This is a genomic window from Cytophaga sp. FL35, assembly GCF_014349235.1.
Taxonomy (GTDB): Bacteria; Bacteroidota; Bacteroidia; order Flavobacteriales; family Flavobacteriaceae; genus Euzebyella.
In genome coordinates this window covers 94003-111060 of record NZ_JACSOH010000013.1, presented here as the reverse complement: position 1 = coordinate 111060, position 17058 = coordinate 94003, and the positions used below count along the sequence as shown (strand labels likewise).

Genomic DNA, 17058 nt, shown 5'->3' with positions numbered 1-17058 from the left:
GGGGATGCCCGTGAACTATTTACCCTCCTTTTTCTTTTTAGGTGAGAAAAAAGTAAAACCAACCCCCGCAAAAACAGCAATACCCAACAATATGGATGATGCCAAGGTAATTTGGCTTCCTATCTTTACTACTTCGGGTTCAAATTTAAATTCAATGGTATGTTCGCCTTCCGGTAAACGTAAGGCCCTTAGGCTATAATTCACCTTAAAATGTTCTTTTAGATTGCCATCTACATACGCATTCCAACCATGGGGGTAATACATTTCAGAAAATACCGCCACGCCAGCATTTTCATTTCGGGACTTATAGACCAAATGGTTAGGCTCATAATCCGTTAAAGTTATTTTTGCAAGGGAGTCTACTTGAAATTCAAAACGATTCAATTGTCCCGCATTATTTTCCGAAACTACCGCTTCTTGGGAAGTATCCAAATCTGCCAGGGCCATTATTTCCTCATCCGCATTTGCAACCTTCTTAATAGAGCTCACGAACCAAGCGTTTCCGTTTGCATCCGGGTTCACGGCAGGATAGCTCCTACCCTCCTCGTCTTGCTGAACTACGTATTTCACGTTCAACATATTAAGCACCCCCATGTTTCCTTGGTAAATATGGAAACTGAACAAATCTTCCAACGCTGCTGGCTTTGCCGCATGGTACCCACCTATGGATTGATGGTAATAGGATGTTCTTGCCCCGTTGATTCCTTCGGACGGGTCAAATACCCTAAAGATACTTTCATCCTTAGCTATTTCCTTGTCCACGGCACTTTCTTGAAATGGCTCGTTCATACTTCTTTTGGACACAAAATCATCGGCATCTACATATCTACGCCCTACCCCTACCAAATCTAACAATATAAGTATACCCAAGGCGGCAATGGTCATATTAGCGTTCAGCTTTTCCTTTATGAACAACCAAAGGGCAACTGCGCTAAGCAAAATGAAGAGCATAGACCTAAAAAGGTCGTTGTTGTAAACAGCTCTCCTATCTGCCTGAATAAGTGAAACCAATTCATCTCCATAGTTCCTGATTAGAAATTGATCACTGGGACCTACAAAATCAAAGGTTCCCTTGACTAAAAAGATAAGTACCCCTAATCCAAACACAATAAAAAATGAGAATTTTAGGGCTTTCAACTTTTCGGATAAAACTACGGAAGAATCAAATAATTTTTTGAGACCTAGAATCCCTAAAACAGGCGCACATAACTCAAGGACAACCTGTATGGATGAGACCGCTCTAAACTTATCGTACAAGGGAAAGTAATCGATCATGAAATTTGTAAGAACAGGGAAATTTTTTCCCCAAGAAAGCAAAAGAGACATAATAACCCCTCCTAACAACCACCACCTGGCCTTACTTTTTACCAAGAAAAGACCAAGCACAAAAAGAAAAAATATAATGGCTCCAATATATGCAGGCCCCGCCACTATTGGTTGGTCTCCCCAATACAAAGGCAATGCCGAAGAAAAATTCAAGGCCTGCCTCCGGGGAATACCCTGATCAATCAAAAAATCATAACTCTTGGAATTCTCTCCTAAATTTTCACCGTTTGAACCTCCAAAAAGTCTTGGTACAAAAATGTTTAAGGACTCTGCAATCCCATAACTATACTGGGTAATATAGGCCTTGTCCAAACCATTGGTATTTTCTTTAGTCGCACCATCCGGTTCAATGGTCAATTGTGATTTACCTCTTGTACTCCAGTCTGCATATTCCTTGGTAGCCATAAGACCAGTGGCGTTGGCAGCAATTCCTAAAACAACGGCCACTAACAAAATACCAACAGAGGAAAAAAAGTGTTTTAATTCCTTCTTTTTAATTGCATCAACCAAATACACCACACCCAAAATGAGCACCAAAAGCATGAAATAATAGGTCATTTGGTAATGGTTGGCACCAATTTCCAAAGCCATGGCAATTGCCGTTAAAATAAAGCCCCAGAGGTATTTTTTTCTAAAAACAAGAACAATTCCCCCTATTAGCATTGGTACATACCCCAAAGCATGGGCCTTGGCATTATGCCCCACACCCAATATAATTATCAAATAGGTGGAAAACCCAAAAGCGAGCGCGCCTACCACAGCGAGCCTAAAATCGACCTTTAGACAGGAAAGTAAAATGTAAAAACCAATAAAGTACAGAAACAAGTAATCTGCCGGTCTAGGCAAGAACCTAATTATCCGGTCCAGTTTTTTTACATAATCATGTGGATAGTAAGCACCTAGCTGATAGGTGGGCATTCCACCAAAAGCACTGTTGGTCCAATAGGGTTCTTCCCCTGATTTTTTCCTAAAGTCGTTCTGTTCTTTGGCCATGCCGGTATATTGAACAATATCCGATTGTTGAATTACCTTTCCCTGTAAAACAGGATGAAAATAGGCCAAGGCTGCAATGACAAAAAAAACGGTAACGAAAAAATGGACGAAGAAGGCTTTTAATCCTTTTTGCATAACTAGGAAATGGAGTTTTAGTTGGGGCTAAAATAGGGAACTTATCTTTACCTTCTTACCCCTACTATAATCATGCATGAAATATCTGGTAAAAATAAGTAGGCTTACTTTGGAAATTTATGACAAAAGCACCTTAATCTACTTCCTCAAAATCGATATAATCTCCTACTTGATTAGAAGATGACTTTTTATGTGAAGGCTTTTTATCAATGATTACTTCGCCTACCCGTTCTTCCTGCTGATTTTGCCGTTGTGCGAACTCACCGAATTTTTCCTTAAAATGCTGTTCTGTTTTTCTAGCTGCATACCCGAATATTTTGGGCGCAAACATCTTGGCTAAAATCTTTATGAGATAGTAAATCAATAAGATAACCAGGATTGTTTTTAAAAAAGCCATATTTCGTACAATAATTATATCAAAAATACGATTCTCACGTTGTAATAGCAGGATACAACTGCTAAAATTAAGCTAAATAGCTTTGGTCCATAATCGCGAAAAATCAATCAAAACCCCATACCCAATGGGATTTGAATGGATTGGAGCCATACCCATTATGACTATTATCTTTTAACCAAGCAGGGGCAAAACAACTGAAATGAAGCACTTATTCAAAATTCTAACCCTTTTACTTCCCTTCTGGGGATTTTCTCAATATACAGATGTAATCAACAGCAACAGGCCAGGGCTTTCCGTAAGTGCTTATGCAGTAGGTAGAAATGTACTTCAATTAGAGACAGGGGTTTTCTTTGAACAAAATGACCATTCGCTTTTAAATACCCAAAGTAATATTTGGGGGGTGGATTTTGCCTTGAGATATGGCTTACTTTTTGAAAGTTTGGAAATAACCTACGAAGGAACCTATCAAGGCCAGAACATCACTTTTACAGAGTTGGACACCTCCAATAAGCTAAGTGATTTCTCAAGAAACCGAGTGGGGTTGAAATACTTACTTTACGACCGTTATAAATCCGAAGAAAGAAACAAACCCAATCTATATAGTTGGAGGGCGAACAATGTTTTCCAATTAAAAAACTTAATTCCGTCCGTGGCCTTATACGGTGGAGCCACATTTAATTTGGGGGGAAATCCATTTTACGTTGGTGACCCAACGGTCAGTTATAGAGGTATGATTGCCACCCAAAGTAGATTAACGCCCCGTTTTGTGCTCATTACCAATTTTGCATACGACAGGATTACCACAGATTTTCCTGAAATGAGCTATTTAATTTCACTCTCCCATGCGTTTCGAAATCCAAAATGGAGCGCCTTTGTGGAACATCAAGGGATCGATAGCGATAGATATGCTGACTTATTAATCCGAGGTGGAATCGCACATTTATTAACGGACAATCTTCAGGTGGATTTTAATTTGGGCGCGAGTTTTAAGGATACGCCCTCAAGAATATTCGTTACCGCCGGTGGTTCCTATAGATTTGACTTCCATAAAGATAAGCTCAAAGCCATCGATGACCAAAAGGCCAATGAAAATGGCGGCGCCATTAAGAAGAACAGTATGAAGAAAAAGCGCAAAGAGCGCAAAAAAAATAAGGGCAACGGCGCAGAAGACATAGATTTAGGTCCTAGCAAAAAGCAATTGAGACAGCAGCGAAAAAAAGAAAAAAAGAGTGGTAACGGAGCCATCGATTTTTAACATCTTCTTCACTATTTAAGGCTTATAAATAGACTTTAGAATTTTATTCTCGTTTCAATTATGCCTAATATTGATGCTTCAAACAATTAGGTATGGTTTCCATAAAGGAGGTGGTTTCAAAAGACGAACTTAAAACATTCGTAAAGTTCCCCTTTGCCCTATACAAAGACTCTCCGTATTGGGTTCCCCCCATCATATCCGATGAACTGGAAACCTTTGACGAGAAAAAAAACCCGGCCTTTAAGAATGCCCAGGCGCAATTTTTTTTAGCTTACAAAAATAATGTGTTGGTAGGTAGGGTTGCCGCTATTATCAATCACCTTGAAGTAGGAGAGCAAAACGTAAAAAAAATGCGATTTGGCTGGTTGGATTTTATCGATGATCTTGAGGTAAGCCAGGCATTGTTTGAGAAGGTTTTGGAAATTGGTAAAAACAACGGGCTCGAATTTATGGAAGGTCCCGTTGGATTCAATAATTTGGACAAGGTTGGCGTGCTAACGGAAGGCTTTGATCATCTAGGCAGCATGGTCACTTGGTATAATTTCCCTTATTATCCGGAGCACTATGAAAAGTGGGGATTGACGAAAGAGAAAGGGTACGTGGAAAATAAATTCCCTACCAGCAATGCAGATCCCTCCCTATTTACCAAACTGAACAATATCGTCAAAAGACGCTTTGGCCTAAGGGAAATCAATTTTAACAAGACAGAGGAAGTGTTGCCTTTGGCTGATAAAATGTTCGATCTCTTTAATGAAACCTATTCGAAGCTCTCTTCTTTTGTACCTATAACCGAAGAGCAAAAAGCATATTTTAAAAAGAAATATATTTCCTTTATCAACCCTGAGTACATTAAGTTCATTGTTGATAAAAATGATGACCTAGTTGCTTTTGCCATTGTGATGCCTTCCTTTTCTAGAGCACTTCAAAAGGCGAAAGGCAAGCTATTTCCATTCGGTCTTTTACACCTATTGAAAGCAAAAAGAACCAGTAAGGATGTTTTTTTCTATTTAATAGGCATCCATCCGGAGTACCAAAATAAAGGTGTCACGGCCATAATTTTTAACGAATACTACAAGACCTTTCAAAAAAAAGGGATTGATATGTGTTATAGAACCCCAGAACTTGAGGACAATATCGCCATAAGACAAATGTGGAAACATTTTGACCCCGTAATTTACAAGCGTAGATGCACCTATAAGAAGTTTCTATAGAATTTATTTATGAATCTAACCATTGAGAATATTGTCCTAGTTGGTTCATTATTACTTCTTATAAGTATTATTGCCGGTAAGACATCCTATAAATTTGGGGTGCCTATTTTGTTATTCTTCTTGGGTATTGGTATGTTGGCAGGGTCAGAGGGAATTGGGGGAATACAATTCAATGACCCAAAAACTGCCCAGTTTATAGGATTGGTATCCTTGAACTTTATTCTATTTTCAGGGGGATTGGATACCAACTGGAACTCCATAAAACCAGTACTTAAGGAAGGAATAGCCCTTTCAACCTTGGGAGTTCTTTTAACGGCTTTATCGTTAGGAGCTTTTGTATATTTTATTACGGATTTTACCATTTACGAGAGTTTGCTCTTAGGCTCCATTGTTTCTTCCACTGATGCTGCCGCTGTATTCTCAATTTTACGATCTCGCAGTTTGGCCCTCAAAACCAATTTACGCCCTACATTGGAGTTAGAAAGTGGAAGTAATGACCCAATGGCCTATGTCCTTACTTTGGCCTTTTTAACATTGGTTGTTAATCAAGATCAAAGTGCTTGGAGCATCCTGCCCATGTTTTTACAGCAAATGATTCTGGGCGGTGCCGCAGGTTTTCTTTTTGGTAAAATCAGTAAATACATTATCAACAAAATAAAGCTCGATTTTGAAGGGTTATACCCCGTTTTGGTCATTTCCTTAATGTTCATTACGTTTTCGGCAACCGACACCATTGGAGGTAATGGCTTTTTGGCAATTTATATTTGTGCCGTTTACTTAGGAAACCAAGACATTATACATAAGAAGACCATCTTAAAGGTTTTTGACGGACTTGCATGGCTCATGCAAATAGTCCTCTTTTTAACACTTGGTCTGCTCGTGTTCCCTTCAGAAATAATTCCGATTGTGGGTATTGGACTGCTTACTGCCCTCTTCCTTATTTTAATAGCCAGGCCGGTAGGAGTATTTATTAGTCTTATCTTCTTTAAAATGAAGATGCGAAGAAGGTTATATATTTCGTGGGTTGGTTTGCGCGGTGCAGTACCTATAGTTTTTGCCACCTATCCCCTATTGGCAGGTGTGGAGAAAGCCAATATGATATTCAACATTGTATTTTTTATTTCCGTTACCTCTGTTTTGGTTCAAGGAACCACCCTCTCTTTATTTGCTAAATGGCTACATGTAGCGCTACCTGAAAAAGCAAAAAAATTAACCGCCACAGATCTTTTACTAACGGAAAACCCTAAGGCGCTCATGAAAGAAATTGGTGTTACGCAGAATTGCTTTGCAGTAGATAAAGAAATTGTGGAGTTGGGTTTCCCTAAAAATGCCATAATCGCCATGATCATAAGGGATAACAATTATATAACGCCCAATGGTTCTACCAAAATAATGGCAGAAGATACCTTGGTCGTTTTAGCGGACAAGGCCGAAGTTTTTGACGAGGTAAATGAAACCTTGAAAATCTAACGCTTTAAAATTTTATTAAAAAAGTACAAATTGAGCTTATAAATCGGTGAACGTGTATACCTTTGAGCATGGAGAAGAACAAACCTAACTTTTCGGTTTTCTTACTGGCGCTCATTTATAGTTTAGGCTGTTATTGGGGGATTCCTTCATGGAATACCAATGAATCCAACCTTACCGAATCCCCAGATAAAGTATACAATTTTACTAAGGCGGAAAAGCAACTTTCGGAAGCCATTGAATTCCCAAAGTTAACACAAAACAGTAGCGTTTCTTTTCTATCCGCTCACAGCGATTCTTTTTTTACTAAGGGCGTAGGCATATCTATTTCAAAAGAAGTTTGGTATAGGGCCTTAGCGACCCATTATTTCCTTTTTTCCAAGAATTTAGTGCTAAGGTTGAGCTCGTTTGATATTGCCTTTCCATTTCATCATTTTTTATAATTAGGTAGATTTTTTTATAAATCAAATATTGGCTACTCGGTCCATTTCGGGAAGCAAATTACTAATACCCAAAATTTAAAATAATGAAATTAGATGTTGGCACCTTATACGTAGGTGCGATATTAATAAGCTTATGTATTATGCCTTTCGTATTTATTTACATGAGCAAAAATAAAAAACAACAAGCTTTTAAAAATAGCTTGACAAAAATGGCTACGGATACTCATACCTCTTTAGGAAAGCACGAATTTTTCGTAGACTTTGCACTTGGTACAGACCTTCATTACAACTACCTGTACGTTGTTAAAGAAAAAGACCGTTCATTGGTTGAAAATACAGTTTTCCTTAATGAATATTCTTCTTCTAAAGTGGTTCAAACAGACCACATCATCAGAAAGAATAAATCAAGAGATGTGGTCATAGAGAAATTGGAACTCAACTTAACAGATAATCACACTCATAAAGAGACCTTGATCGAGTTCTATAACAATCGAGATGGATTGCCCTTGGACGGTCAACTACAATCCATTAAAACTTGGAATGACCTCATAAACGCTAGTAGAGTATAACAAAAAAGCGCCCCGCAAATAGCGGGGCGCTTTTTTAGCTTATATAAACTTCCAAAACTATTCGCCCATTGCTGCGGCAACAGCTGCTGAAAGTTTTTTATACGTACCATTGGTCAACCTTTCACGGATGGCAGAAAACGCCTCTAAAGTGGCTTCAATATCTTCCATAGTATGGGTAGCCGTTGGAATCATTCTTAGTAGAATCAATCCTTTTGGTATTACCGGATATACTACAATGGAACAGAAAATTCCATGATTTTCCCTTAAATCCTTAACCAAGGCCATTGCTTCAGGAATACTACCGTTTAAGTAAACAGGGGTAACACAACTATTGGTATCACCAATATTGAACCCTCTGCTTGTTAATCCGTTTTGCAAGGCATTTACGTTCTCCCATAACTTGGCTTTAAGTTCTGGCATAGTCCTAAGCATATCCAATCGCTTAAGCGCACCTTTCACATAAATCATTGGAAGGGACTTTGCGAACATCTGAGAGCGCAAATTGTACTTTAAATAATCAATGATTTCTTTATCCGCAGCAATAAAGGCACCTATGCTGGCCATGGACTTGGCAAATGTAGCAAAGTAAACATCGATTTCATCTTGGACCCCTTGTTCTTCACCTGCTCCAGCTCCTGTTTTACCCAAGGTACCAAAACCATGGGCGTCATCCACAAATAAACGGAACTTGAATTTTTTCTTAAGTTCGACTATTTCCTTAAGCTTACCCTGCTCCCCTCTCATTCCAAAAACACCTTCGGATATTACTAGGATACCCCCTCCCGTTTGCTCAGCCATTTTAGTGGCGCGCTCAAGGTTTTTTTCAAGGCTTTGAATATCATTATGCTTAAACGTAAAACGTTTTCCCATATGAAGACGAACTCCATCTATAATACACGCATGGGAATCTACGTCATATACGATAATATCATCTTTGGAAACTAAGGCATCAATGGTGGAAACCATTCCTTGATAACCAAAATTTAAAAGATAGGCAGATTCTTTTTGAACAAATGCAGCCAATTCATCTTGCAACTGCTCGTGATAGTCTGTATGGCCACTCATCATACGGGCACCCATAGGGTATGCCGCACCGTATTCCGCAGCTGCTTCACCATCTATTTTCTTAACTTCCGGTAAATTGGCAAGACCCAGATAATCATTTATACTCCAGGTAATTACGTCCTTTCCCTGAAATTTCATTCTATTGGAAATAGGACCTTCTAGTTTAGGAAAAACGAAATAGCCTTCCGCCTGTGAGGCCCATTTTCCCAAAGGACCTTTGTTCTCTAAAATTCTGTCAAATAAATCTCGCATTCGTTTCGATTAAATTCTGCCTGCAAAAGTATGGTTTTCAGCACGAAAATCATAAATATTAAGGCTACAAAAAAGCAACTACCAATTGGTGTTGCTATGATTATGAATTAAAACGTTTAGTTTATTCCTTAACGTACTGTATTTTCTGTCCTTCAGGAACGGACTCCGTATCAAAAAAACCTTGGTCTTCCATCCACTGGTCACTGTAAACTTTGCTCATATAGCGCGAGCCGTGATCCGGAAAAATTACAACTACATTATCCGATTCCTTAAACCTTCCCTCCTCATTTAACTGCTTAATGGCCTGCATGACCGCACCGCTGGTATAACCAGCAAAAATCCCTTCAGTTCTTGCAATCTCCCTTGCAGTATGGGCGCTCTCGGAATCAGTAACTTTTATGAACTCATCAATTATATCAAAGTCCGTAGCCGCCGGGATTAAATTTTTACCCAACCCTTCTATTCTATAAGGGTAGATTTCATTTCTATCAAACTCCCTAGTTTCATGATATTTCTTCAAAACAGAACCGTAGGCGTCTACACCAATAATCTTAATATTCGGGTTTTGTTCTTTTAAATACCTGGAAGTTCCGGAAATAGTACCACCAGTTCCACTGCAAGCCACCAAGTGGGTGATTTGCCCACCGGTCTGTTCCCAAATTTCAGGTCCAGTAGAAGCGTAATGGGCATCCATATTCAATTCATTAAAATATTGATTGATATAGATGGAGCCCTTTGTTTCTTGGTGCAACCTCTTTGCCACTTCGTAATAAGACCTAGGGTCATCTGCACTTACGTGGGCGGGACAAACGTAAACCGTAGCTCCCATAGAGCGCAGCATATCAATTTTGTCCTTACTGGATTTAGAACTTACAGCTAAAATGCACTTATACCCCTTTATAATGCTCACCATGGCAATACTAAAGCCTGTATTACCTGAGGTAGTCTCGATTATTGTGCTGCCTGGCGTTAAAATACCTTTCTCCTCCGCTTGCTCAATAATATGCATGGCAATACGATCTTTGGAGGAGTGCCCAGGATTAAAGGACTCTACCTTAGCAAAATAATTACCATTAAAGTTTTGAGTGATTTTATTAAGCTTTACCAGGGGGGTATTGCCTACGAGTTCTAAAAGATTGTTGTAAGCCTTGATCTTTTGTTCCATAAAGGATTGTCTAGTTTTGGTGTACGCGAAAGTTTTGAAATTTACGCATATTCCTCACGGCAAAATTACTATTTTTTTTCAATTAGTCGATTTTCCCTTCTAAATCCAATAAAAATGCATATTCTTTAGCTACTTCTTTTAATGCCTCAAACCTACCTGAAGCACCTCCGTGGCCTGCATCCATATTAATATCAAAGTACAGTAGCTTATCATTGGTTTTTAATTCCCTTAGTCTAGCTACCCACTTGGCAGGTTCAAAGTATTGTACTTGTGAATCATGAAAGCCCGTGGTGACTAACATATTTGGATAATCTTGAGCGGTTACTTGATCATACGGTGAATAGGACAACATATAATCGTAATACTCTTTTTCATTAGGATTGCCCCATTCATCATATTCTCCTGTTGTTAGGGGAATTGAATCATCTAACATCGTGGTAACCACGTCAACAAAAGGAACGGAAGCAATAACTCCATTGTAAAGTTCAGGCGCCATGTTTATGACTGCCCCCATTAATAATCCGCCTGCAGACCCTCCCATGGCGTAAAGATGTTCCGGGCTGGTATACCCCTCATCAATCAAATATTGGGAACAATCAACGAAATCTGTAAATGTATTTTTCTTTTTAAGGAGCTTCCCATCCTCGTACCACTGTCTTCCTAAATATTGACCTCCCCTTATATGGGCAATGACGTAAACAAAGCCCCTATCCAATAAGCTAAGTCTTATGGTAGAAAAATAAGGATCAATGGTGTACCCATAAGATCCGTAGGCATACTGCAATATAGGCGTTTCTGGAGTTAGCTGTGTTTCTTTGTGGTATACCATGGACATTGGTACCTTTACCCCATCCCTTGCTGTAGCCCATATTCGTTTTTCGATATAATTGTCCTTATCAAATGTACCACCTAAAACCTCCTGTTCCTTCTTAATATCTTTTGCCTTGGTATGCATATTAAAATCGATGACAGAACTAGGCGTAGCCATGGAATTGTATGAATATCTTAAGATTTCAGAATCAAAATCCGGATTTCTACCAACGGATGCAGTATAGGTTTCGTTTTCAAAAGGTAAATAATAACTATCAGAACCATCCCATCGCACCACTTTAATGGTATTAAGGCCATTTTCCCTTTCGGACAATACATAGTAGTCCTTAAAAATATCCAAGTCCTCCAATAGAACATCATTCCTATGGGGAATGAACTCCTTCCAATTTTCGGAAGATGTATTGTCTTCTCCAACTTTCATCATTTTAAAGTTGGTAGCCCCATCCTTATTGGTGTGTACGAAGAAACTATCACCATAATGTGCTATTCCGTATTCTACCCCCCTTTCCCTGGGAGAAAACATCTTTAATTCCCCTTCCGGTTCGTCCGCCAATAAAGTTTGATATTCGGAGGTTAGCGTACTGTAGGAACCTACAATGATGTATTTTTTAGATTTGGATTTGTAGACATAAGTACCAAAAGTTTCATCCTTTTCATGAAAAACTTCCTGATCTAAGTCTGCATTGGTGGCCAGCTTATGTTTTAGGATTTTATCCGACCTAAGGGTAACCGGATCCTTTTTAGTATAAAACAAGGTTTTGTTATCGTTCGCCCAAACAGCACCACCCGTTGTATTGGCAATTTTGTCTGAATAAATCTCGCCGGTTTCAAGATTTTTTATCTGAATATCATATTGCCTTCTTGAAACGGTATCCACTCCAAAGGCAGCCAATTTATTGTCAGGGCTAATGGCTATTCCGCCAATATTAAAAAAATCATGTCCTTCTGCCATTATATTGGCATCGAACATTATTTCTTCCTCCGCATCGAGGCTTTCTTTCTTTCGACTGTAAATTGGATATTCCTTTCCTTTTTCATATCTGGTTATGTACCAATAACCGTTCTTTTTATAAGGTACCGACTCGTCATCCTCCTTTATTCTTGCGCGCATTTCCGTGAATAAGTCTTCTTGGAATTTCTTGGTATGGGCCGTCAAGGTATTATAGTAATCGTTCTCCGAATTTAGATAGGACACCACTTCAGGATTTTCACGTTCATTCATCCAATAATAAGGGTCCACCCTAATATCGCCATGTTTTTCTAATTGATGTGGTATTTTCTTTGCTACTGGAACGGTAGTTGGGTTCATTTTTTTTAGTTGACTTTGAATTGGGAGGGCAAATGTAAGACATACAATTACAAAACATAGATTTTTCATTTGCATAGCATCCGTTTATTATTGACAATGAGCACAATTTAGTAATTTTGAAATCGTAAACTCTTAAAATAAAAATTATGTTCGGAGATATGATGGGAATGATGGGTAAACTTAAAGAGACCCAAGAAAAGGTAGAGGCTACCAAGAAAAGACTGGACACTGTTTATCTTCAAGAAAGCAGTTCAGACAACCTTTTGCAAGTAACTATTACTGCCAATAGACAAGTAAAAGAAGTTAAAATAGATGACAGCTTACTTGAAGATAAGGAACAACTGGAAGATTACCTGGTATTGACCCTTAACAAGGCCATTGAAAAAGCCACTCAGGTAAATGAAACCGAATTGGGAGCTGTAGCCAAGGAAGGAATGCCCAATATTCCCGGCATGGACTCCCTATTTGGAAAATAACACTTTAGGGTGTTGATAAATGACGCCAGAGTAAAATCAAGGAGTAAAAAGGCCGAAATATTCATTAATACTTTCGGCCTTTATTTTGTATCTTTTACGAAAAACTGCAGGTGATAGAAATAGTAAATAAAACTCAAAATCAATATACCTTTACGATTCGGGCAAAAAGTGGGCAAGCACTATTGCACGGCTCTCAATTTGATGACGAAAAGTCTGTGAAACAGGTTTTTCAAAATATAGCTTCCCTTCAATTTTCCAGAAATAATTTTGAAAGAAAGACCAATCACTCCGGACAGTTTCTATTCCTCCTTAAGAACAATAACGGAAGCGTGATTGGGGAAAGTCAGTTGTACGATTCTGAAATGGGTATGGAAAACGGTATTAAAAACCTCATCAATAGAATTGGCGAGCTTAAAAAAGATGGCAGCTTATAGTTTGTTTAAAGTATCCAATAATTTTTCGTGCATTTCTTGAGTGTAATCCATGTGGGTAACCATTCGCAACTTTCCTTGCCCCATGCTGATAAAATGAACATCATGACTCTTTAGTTTTTGAACTAAGCTTAGTTCTGAAATTAAATTTTCGTTCACTTGAAAAATAACAATGTTGGTCTCAATGGGTTCCACCCGTTTTACAAAGGCTAGATTTTGAAGTGTTTCACCAATTTCTTTCGCCCTAGAATGATCTTTTGCTAGCCTGCTTATGTGATGGTCCAAGGCATATATTCCGGCTGCGGCCAAATAACCCGCTTGCCTCATTCCCCCTCCAAATATTTTGCGGACTCTGAGTGCCTTTTCCATCAAATCTGCGCTACCCACCAACACAGAACCAACCGGGCAGCCAAGACCCTTGCTCAAACAAACGCTTATGGTATCAAATAGTTCGCCGTATTGTTGGGGATTCTCTCCCCTTTTAACCATGGCGTTCCAAAGACGGGCGCCATCCAAATGATATGCTAACTTGTTTTTAGAACACACCTGTTTGATTCTTTTCAACTCTTCAAAATCCCAACAAGCCCCGCCACCTTTATTAGTAGTATTTTCAATACATACCAAGGACGTTAAAGGGCTGTGATAAAAATCTGGTGGGTTAATAGCATCCTCAACTTGTTGGGCGGTCATCATACCTCTATCGCCATCAACCAACCTACAGGAAACCCCGCTATTAAAACTGACTCCCCCACCCTCATAATTAAACACATGGGCATATTTATCGCAAATCAATTGTTCCCCAGGTTGGGTATGTAATTTAATGGCCGTTTGGTTGGCCATGGTACCGGAAGGAAAAAAAAGAGCACGTTCCTTTTTAAACATCTCCGCTACTTTCTTTTCCAATTCATTTACAGTTGGGTCCTGCTTAAAAACATCATCACCCACCGGTGCCCGCATCATAGCATCCAACATACCGGAAGATGGTTTTGTGACCGTATCACTTATTAGATTAATCGTCATAAATAGGATTAAAATTGAAGGTAGACAAAGAAAGCAAATTACCCATTCAAAAGAAAAAGTATCGATTTTTCTTATGTAGCGAAAGTGTTAAAAATAGACATGAAATTTTACGATAAGATGATTTTGAGCTAATATTATTATCGAATTGATTCCTTTTTTTAATCTGAAAACCAGTATCTTAAATGAAAAGATTTTAACATGGGGAAAATTCAAAATCAAATATTTTCATCGTATCAAAGAGACCCGGTTCTTTACGATGAAATTTTCAACAATAAAGGGGAAATCAAGGATATCTACTCTAGACTTTTTGAGTTGTATGGCGGGCATACTATAAAGGAATATGTCCACTTAAATGATAAAGCCAAGTCGTCTTTTTTCAATCAAGGCATAACTTTTCAAGTCTACGGAGAAAAAGAATCAACCGAAAAGATTTTCCCATTTGATCTGTTCCCAAGGATCATTGACCCAAAGGAATGGGAAATTATAGAACGTGGGGCCATTCAACGCTCCAAAGCACTTAATTTATTCCTATGGGATATATATCATGACCAGAAAATTATCAAACAAGGTGTGGTCCCTCTGGACCTTATCAGTTCTTCTGCCAATTACTTGGACCAAATGATCGGTTTGGATCCACCAGGTAAAATTTACAATCACATTTCCGGAACAGACATCATTAAACATAATGACGGTAATTATTACGTGCTAGAAGACAACATTAGATGCCCCTCTGGTGTAAGCTATGTAATTTGTAACAGAACAGCATTAAAAAGAGCTCTCTTTGGTGTTTTCAACCATTATAAAACACACACGGTCACCAATTATGCCGAAAACCTTTTAGACCTTCTTGAAACTGTAAAGCCTAATGGAATAGATATTCCCAATGTAGTGGTTCTCACCCCGGGGATGTACAACTCCGCATTTTATGAACATTCATACCTTGCCAAAACAATGGGGGTTGAACTGGTAGAAGGTAGAGATCTATTTGTGGAGAATGATTTTGTTTATATGAAAACCACAAGGGGACCTGAGCGGGTAGATGTAATTTATAGAAGGGTAGACGACGCATTTATTGATCCGCTGGAATTTAGAGCAGATTCTGCCTTGGGTGTTCCAGGTCTATTTGCTGCTTACAAAAAAGGCAACGTCACCTTGGCCAATGCCCCAGGTACCGGGGTGGCAGATGACAAGGCCATCTATACCTACATGCCTGATATCATTAAATATTACTTGGATGAGGAACCCATCTTAAATAATGTGCACACCTATCATTGTAGCAAGCCGGATGAACTCAAGTATGTTCTGGAACATATTAATGAATTGGTCATAAAGCCAGTTGATGAGGCAGGTGGTTATGGTATTTCCATTGGAAACAGATTAACCAAAGAACAGATAGAAAAAGTAAAAGCGGAGGTTAAGGCAGAGCCCAGAAAATATGTGGCCCAACCCATTATGTCTCTTTCGGTGCATCCCACCTATATAGATGATACGGAATCATTTGAGCAACGTCATGTAGACCTAAGAACCTTTACCATCCTAGGTAAGGACAAAGAATTTGTGCTTAAAGGTGGACTAACCAGGGTGGCCCTTAAAAGAGGCAATTTAATTGTTAACTCTTCTCAAGGTGGAGGTTCAAAGGATACTTGGGTATTAAAAGAGTGAAAAAAATCATTTGACCCCATCAACAAAGTAAATTTAAATTAGAACTTAATACATATTTATGCTAGCACGTGTAGCAAATAACCTTTTTTGGATGGGACGTTATATAGAACGTTCTGAACATATTGCGAGATACTTGAATGTCAATTACTTTTCTTCCCTTGATGCTCCTCATCAATTGTCACAGTCAAGACAATTTGTTTTAAGAAGTATGCTCTTTATGGTGGGTAGTCCGGAAAAGGACGATACCAAGGAATTGGTAGAGAGCGAGGTCTTGTACAAAATAGGAATGGACCCCAATGATCCATTTTCTATTTTAAGTAATGTGCGCTATGCACGTGAAAATGCCAATAGTGCCCGGGATTTAATATCTACCGAACTGTACGAAGCCATCAACAAATTTTATCACTATGTAAACAATTATGATGCCGACCTATTTATCCGCAATAGTCTGCATGACTTTACGGTAAATGTCACGGAAATGACAGCGGTCCTTCGAGGAAAAATGAGAGGGACTCTCTTACATGATGAAATTTACGCCATTATTATGTTGGGAATCAATATTGAGCGTGCTACCCAGATAATACGTATGATCAATGCCAAGCACCAAGATGCGTTAATGGCTCAAGGCAGTTACGGAGACAAGTTCAGCAATAGCTATGAATGGACCACCCTCCTTAAATGTGCAGAGTCCTACGATATGATGCGGCGTTTTTATAAGAAGTCGCCAAATAGTATATCTACTTTGGAGTTCCTGATTTTAAATCCTAACTGTCCCAGATCGGTAATGAACAGCCTCAACCAAGTATGTAAGCATGTGAAGGTTTTGGACCCTAGTAAAAAATATGACAAGACATCCACCTCCTTTTTGGTTGGACGGGTACGGGCAGAATATCAATACAAGTATATTAAGGAAATAGAAGAAGACATACAAGGCTTTATAGAAGATATACTTGCCAACCTAGTTGCCATTAGTGAAGAAATGGAAAAAGAATTTTTTAACTATTAAATTACTGGTATTCCCTATCTTACGACACTTTTTCAGTTAAAACGA

The 17058-nt window shown here is 38.8% G+C and carries 15 protein-coding genes; 9 read left to right on the top strand and 6 right to left on the bottom strand.

Annotation, left to right across the window (positions count from 1 at the left end):
- Positions 1-15: 15 nt before the first annotated feature.
- Positions 16-2454, bottom strand: a complete 2439-nt coding sequence (locus BIZ36_RS12135; RefSeq protein ID WP_187458175.1) for a YfhO family protein — start codon at positions 2452-2454, stop codon at positions 16-18.
- A 133-nt stretch (positions 2455-2587) separates the two neighbouring features.
- Positions 2588-2851 carry a DUF4834 family protein gene (locus BIZ36_RS12130; protein ID WP_187458174.1) on the bottom strand — a complete coding sequence of 88 codons (264 nt, stop codon included), beginning with the start codon at positions 2849-2851 and terminating at the stop codon, positions 2588-2590.
- Between the two features lie 199 nt (positions 2852-3050).
- Here BIZ36_RS12130 and BIZ36_RS12125 point away from each other — a divergent pair, with 199 nt between their 5' ends.
- From BIZ36_RS12125 to BIZ36_RS12105, 5 genes are all read left to right on the top strand, one after another.
- Entirely contained in the window at positions 3051-4106 is a 1056-nt protein-coding gene (locus tag BIZ36_RS12125; protein WP_187458173.1) for a transporter, read from the top strand.
- A 92-nt stretch (positions 4107-4198) separates the two neighbouring features.
- Positions 4199-5317: a GTP cyclohydrolase gene (locus tag BIZ36_RS12120; RefSeq protein ID WP_187458172.1), complete on the top strand. Its 1119-nt coding sequence runs from the start codon at positions 4199-4201 to the stop codon at positions 5315-5317.
- 9 nt (positions 5318-5326) lie between these two features.
- Positions 5327-6787: a potassium/proton antiporter gene (locus BIZ36_RS12115; protein WP_187458171.1), complete on the top strand. Its 1461-nt coding sequence runs from the start codon at positions 5327-5329 to the stop codon at positions 6785-6787.
- Positions 6788-6855: 68 nt separating this feature from the next.
- Entirely contained in the window at positions 6856-7227 is a 372-nt protein-coding gene (locus BIZ36_RS12110; protein WP_187458170.1) for a hypothetical protein, read from the top strand.
- Positions 7228-7310: 83 nt separating this feature from the next.
- Positions 7311-7796: a hypothetical protein gene (locus BIZ36_RS12105; RefSeq protein WP_187458169.1), complete on the top strand. Its 486-nt coding sequence runs from the start codon at positions 7311-7313 to the stop codon at positions 7794-7796.
- A 57-nt stretch (positions 7797-7853) separates the two neighbouring features.
- Here the strand turns inward: BIZ36_RS12105 and capB are convergent, their stop codons facing one another.
- The 3 genes from capB to BIZ36_RS12090 all read right to left on the bottom strand — a co-directional run bounded on the left by capB (position 7854) and on the right by BIZ36_RS12090 (position 12418).
- Positions 7854-9113 (bottom strand): cysteate-C-fatty acyltransferase, encoded by a 1260-nt coding sequence (capB, locus tag BIZ36_RS12100; RefSeq protein ID WP_187458168.1) that lies wholly within the window; start codon positions 9111-9113, stop codon positions 7854-7856.
- 121 nt (positions 9114-9234) lie between these two features.
- Positions 9235-10278, bottom strand: a complete 1044-nt coding sequence (gene capA / locus BIZ36_RS12095; protein ID WP_187458167.1) for a cysteate synthase — start codon at positions 10276-10278, stop codon at positions 9235-9237.
- An 82-nt stretch (positions 10279-10360) separates the two neighbouring features.
- Positions 10361-12418: a S9 family peptidase gene (locus BIZ36_RS12090; RefSeq protein WP_286174723.1), complete on the bottom strand. Its 2058-nt coding sequence runs from the start codon at positions 12416-12418 to the stop codon at positions 10361-10363.
- A 146-nt stretch (positions 12419-12564) separates the two neighbouring features.
- Between BIZ36_RS12090 and BIZ36_RS12085 the strand changes: the two genes are divergently transcribed.
- Complete coding sequence (locus BIZ36_RS12085) at positions 12565-12894, top strand: YbaB/EbfC family nucleoid-associated protein (RefSeq protein WP_187458165.1); 330 nt, start codon at positions 12565-12567, stop codon at positions 12892-12894.
- Between the two features lie 110 nt (positions 12895-13004).
- Positions 13005-13328 carry a YegP family protein gene (locus BIZ36_RS12080; protein ID WP_187458164.1) on the top strand — a complete coding sequence of 108 codons (324 nt, stop codon included), beginning with the start codon at positions 13005-13007 and terminating at the stop codon, positions 13326-13328.
- On the opposite strand, the gene BIZ36_RS12075 is transcribed toward BIZ36_RS12080, so the two are convergent.
- On the bottom strand, positions 13323-14345 hold the full coding sequence (locus tag BIZ36_RS12075; RefSeq protein WP_187458163.1) for a threonine aldolase family protein: 1023 nt from the start codon (positions 14343-14345) through the stop codon (positions 13323-13325). The two genes, BIZ36_RS12080 and BIZ36_RS12075, sit on opposite strands and share 6 nt — an antisense overlap.
- 198 nt (positions 14346-14543) lie before the next feature.
- On the opposite strand from BIZ36_RS12075, the gene BIZ36_RS12070 reads away from it, so the two are divergent.
- Together BIZ36_RS12070 and BIZ36_RS12065 are read left to right on the top strand one after the other, a co-directional pair.
- Positions 14544-16007 carry a circularly permuted type 2 ATP-grasp protein gene (locus BIZ36_RS12070; RefSeq protein WP_187458162.1) on the top strand — a complete coding sequence of 488 codons (1464 nt, stop codon included), beginning with the start codon at positions 14544-14546 and terminating at the stop codon, positions 16005-16007.
- A gap of 58 nt (positions 16008-16065) precedes the next feature.
- Positions 16066-17013, top strand: a complete 948-nt coding sequence (locus BIZ36_RS12065; RefSeq protein ID WP_187458161.1) for an alpha-E domain-containing protein — start codon at positions 16066-16068, stop codon at positions 17011-17013.
- Positions 17014-17058 lie beyond the last annotated feature (45 nt).

Coding starts and splice junctions, on each gene's coding strand:
- BIZ36_RS12135 (WP_187458175.1), bottom strand. CDS start 2,454: ATGCAAAAAGGATTAAAAGCCTTCTTCGTCCATTTTTTCGTTACCGTT.
- BIZ36_RS12130 (WP_187458174.1), bottom strand. CDS start 2,851: ATGGCTTTTTTAAAAACAATCCTGGTTATCTTATTGATTTACTATCTC.
- BIZ36_RS12125 (WP_187458173.1), top strand. CDS start 3,051: ATGAAGCACTTATTCAAAATTCTAACCCTTTTACTTCCCTTCTGGGGA.
- BIZ36_RS12120 (WP_187458172.1), top strand. CDS start 4,199: ATGGTTTCCATAAAGGAGGTGGTTTCAAAAGACGAACTTAAAACATTC.
- BIZ36_RS12115 (WP_187458171.1), top strand. CDS start 5,327: ATGAATCTAACCATTGAGAATATTGTCCTAGTTGGTTCATTATTACTT.
- BIZ36_RS12110 (WP_187458170.1), top strand. CDS start 6,856: ATGGAGAAGAACAAACCTAACTTTTCGGTTTTCTTACTGGCGCTCATT.
- BIZ36_RS12105 (WP_187458169.1), top strand. CDS start 7,311: ATGAAATTAGATGTTGGCACCTTATACGTAGGTGCGATATTAATAAGC.
- capB (WP_187458168.1), bottom strand. CDS start 9,113: ATGCGAGATTTATTTGACAGAATTTTAGAGAACAAAGGTCCTTTGGGA.
- capA (WP_187458167.1), bottom strand. CDS start 10,278: ATGGAACAAAAGATCAAGGCTTACAACAATCTTTTAGAACTCGTAGGC.
- BIZ36_RS12090 (WP_286174723.1), bottom strand. CDS start 12,418: ATGAACCCAACTACCGTTCCAGTAGCAAAGAAAATACCACATCAATTA.
- BIZ36_RS12085 (WP_187458165.1), top strand. CDS start 12,565: ATGTTCGGAGATATGATGGGAATGATGGGTAAACTTAAAGAGACCCAA.
- BIZ36_RS12075 (WP_187458163.1), bottom strand. CDS start 14,345: ATGACGATTAATCTAATAAGTGATACGGTCACAAAACCATCTTCCGGT.
- BIZ36_RS12070 (WP_187458162.1), top strand. CDS start 14,544: ATGGGGAAAATTCAAAATCAAATATTTTCATCGTATCAAAGAGACCCG.
- BIZ36_RS12065 (WP_187458161.1), top strand. CDS start 16,066: ATGCTAGCACGTGTAGCAAATAACCTTTTTTGGATGGGACGTTATATA.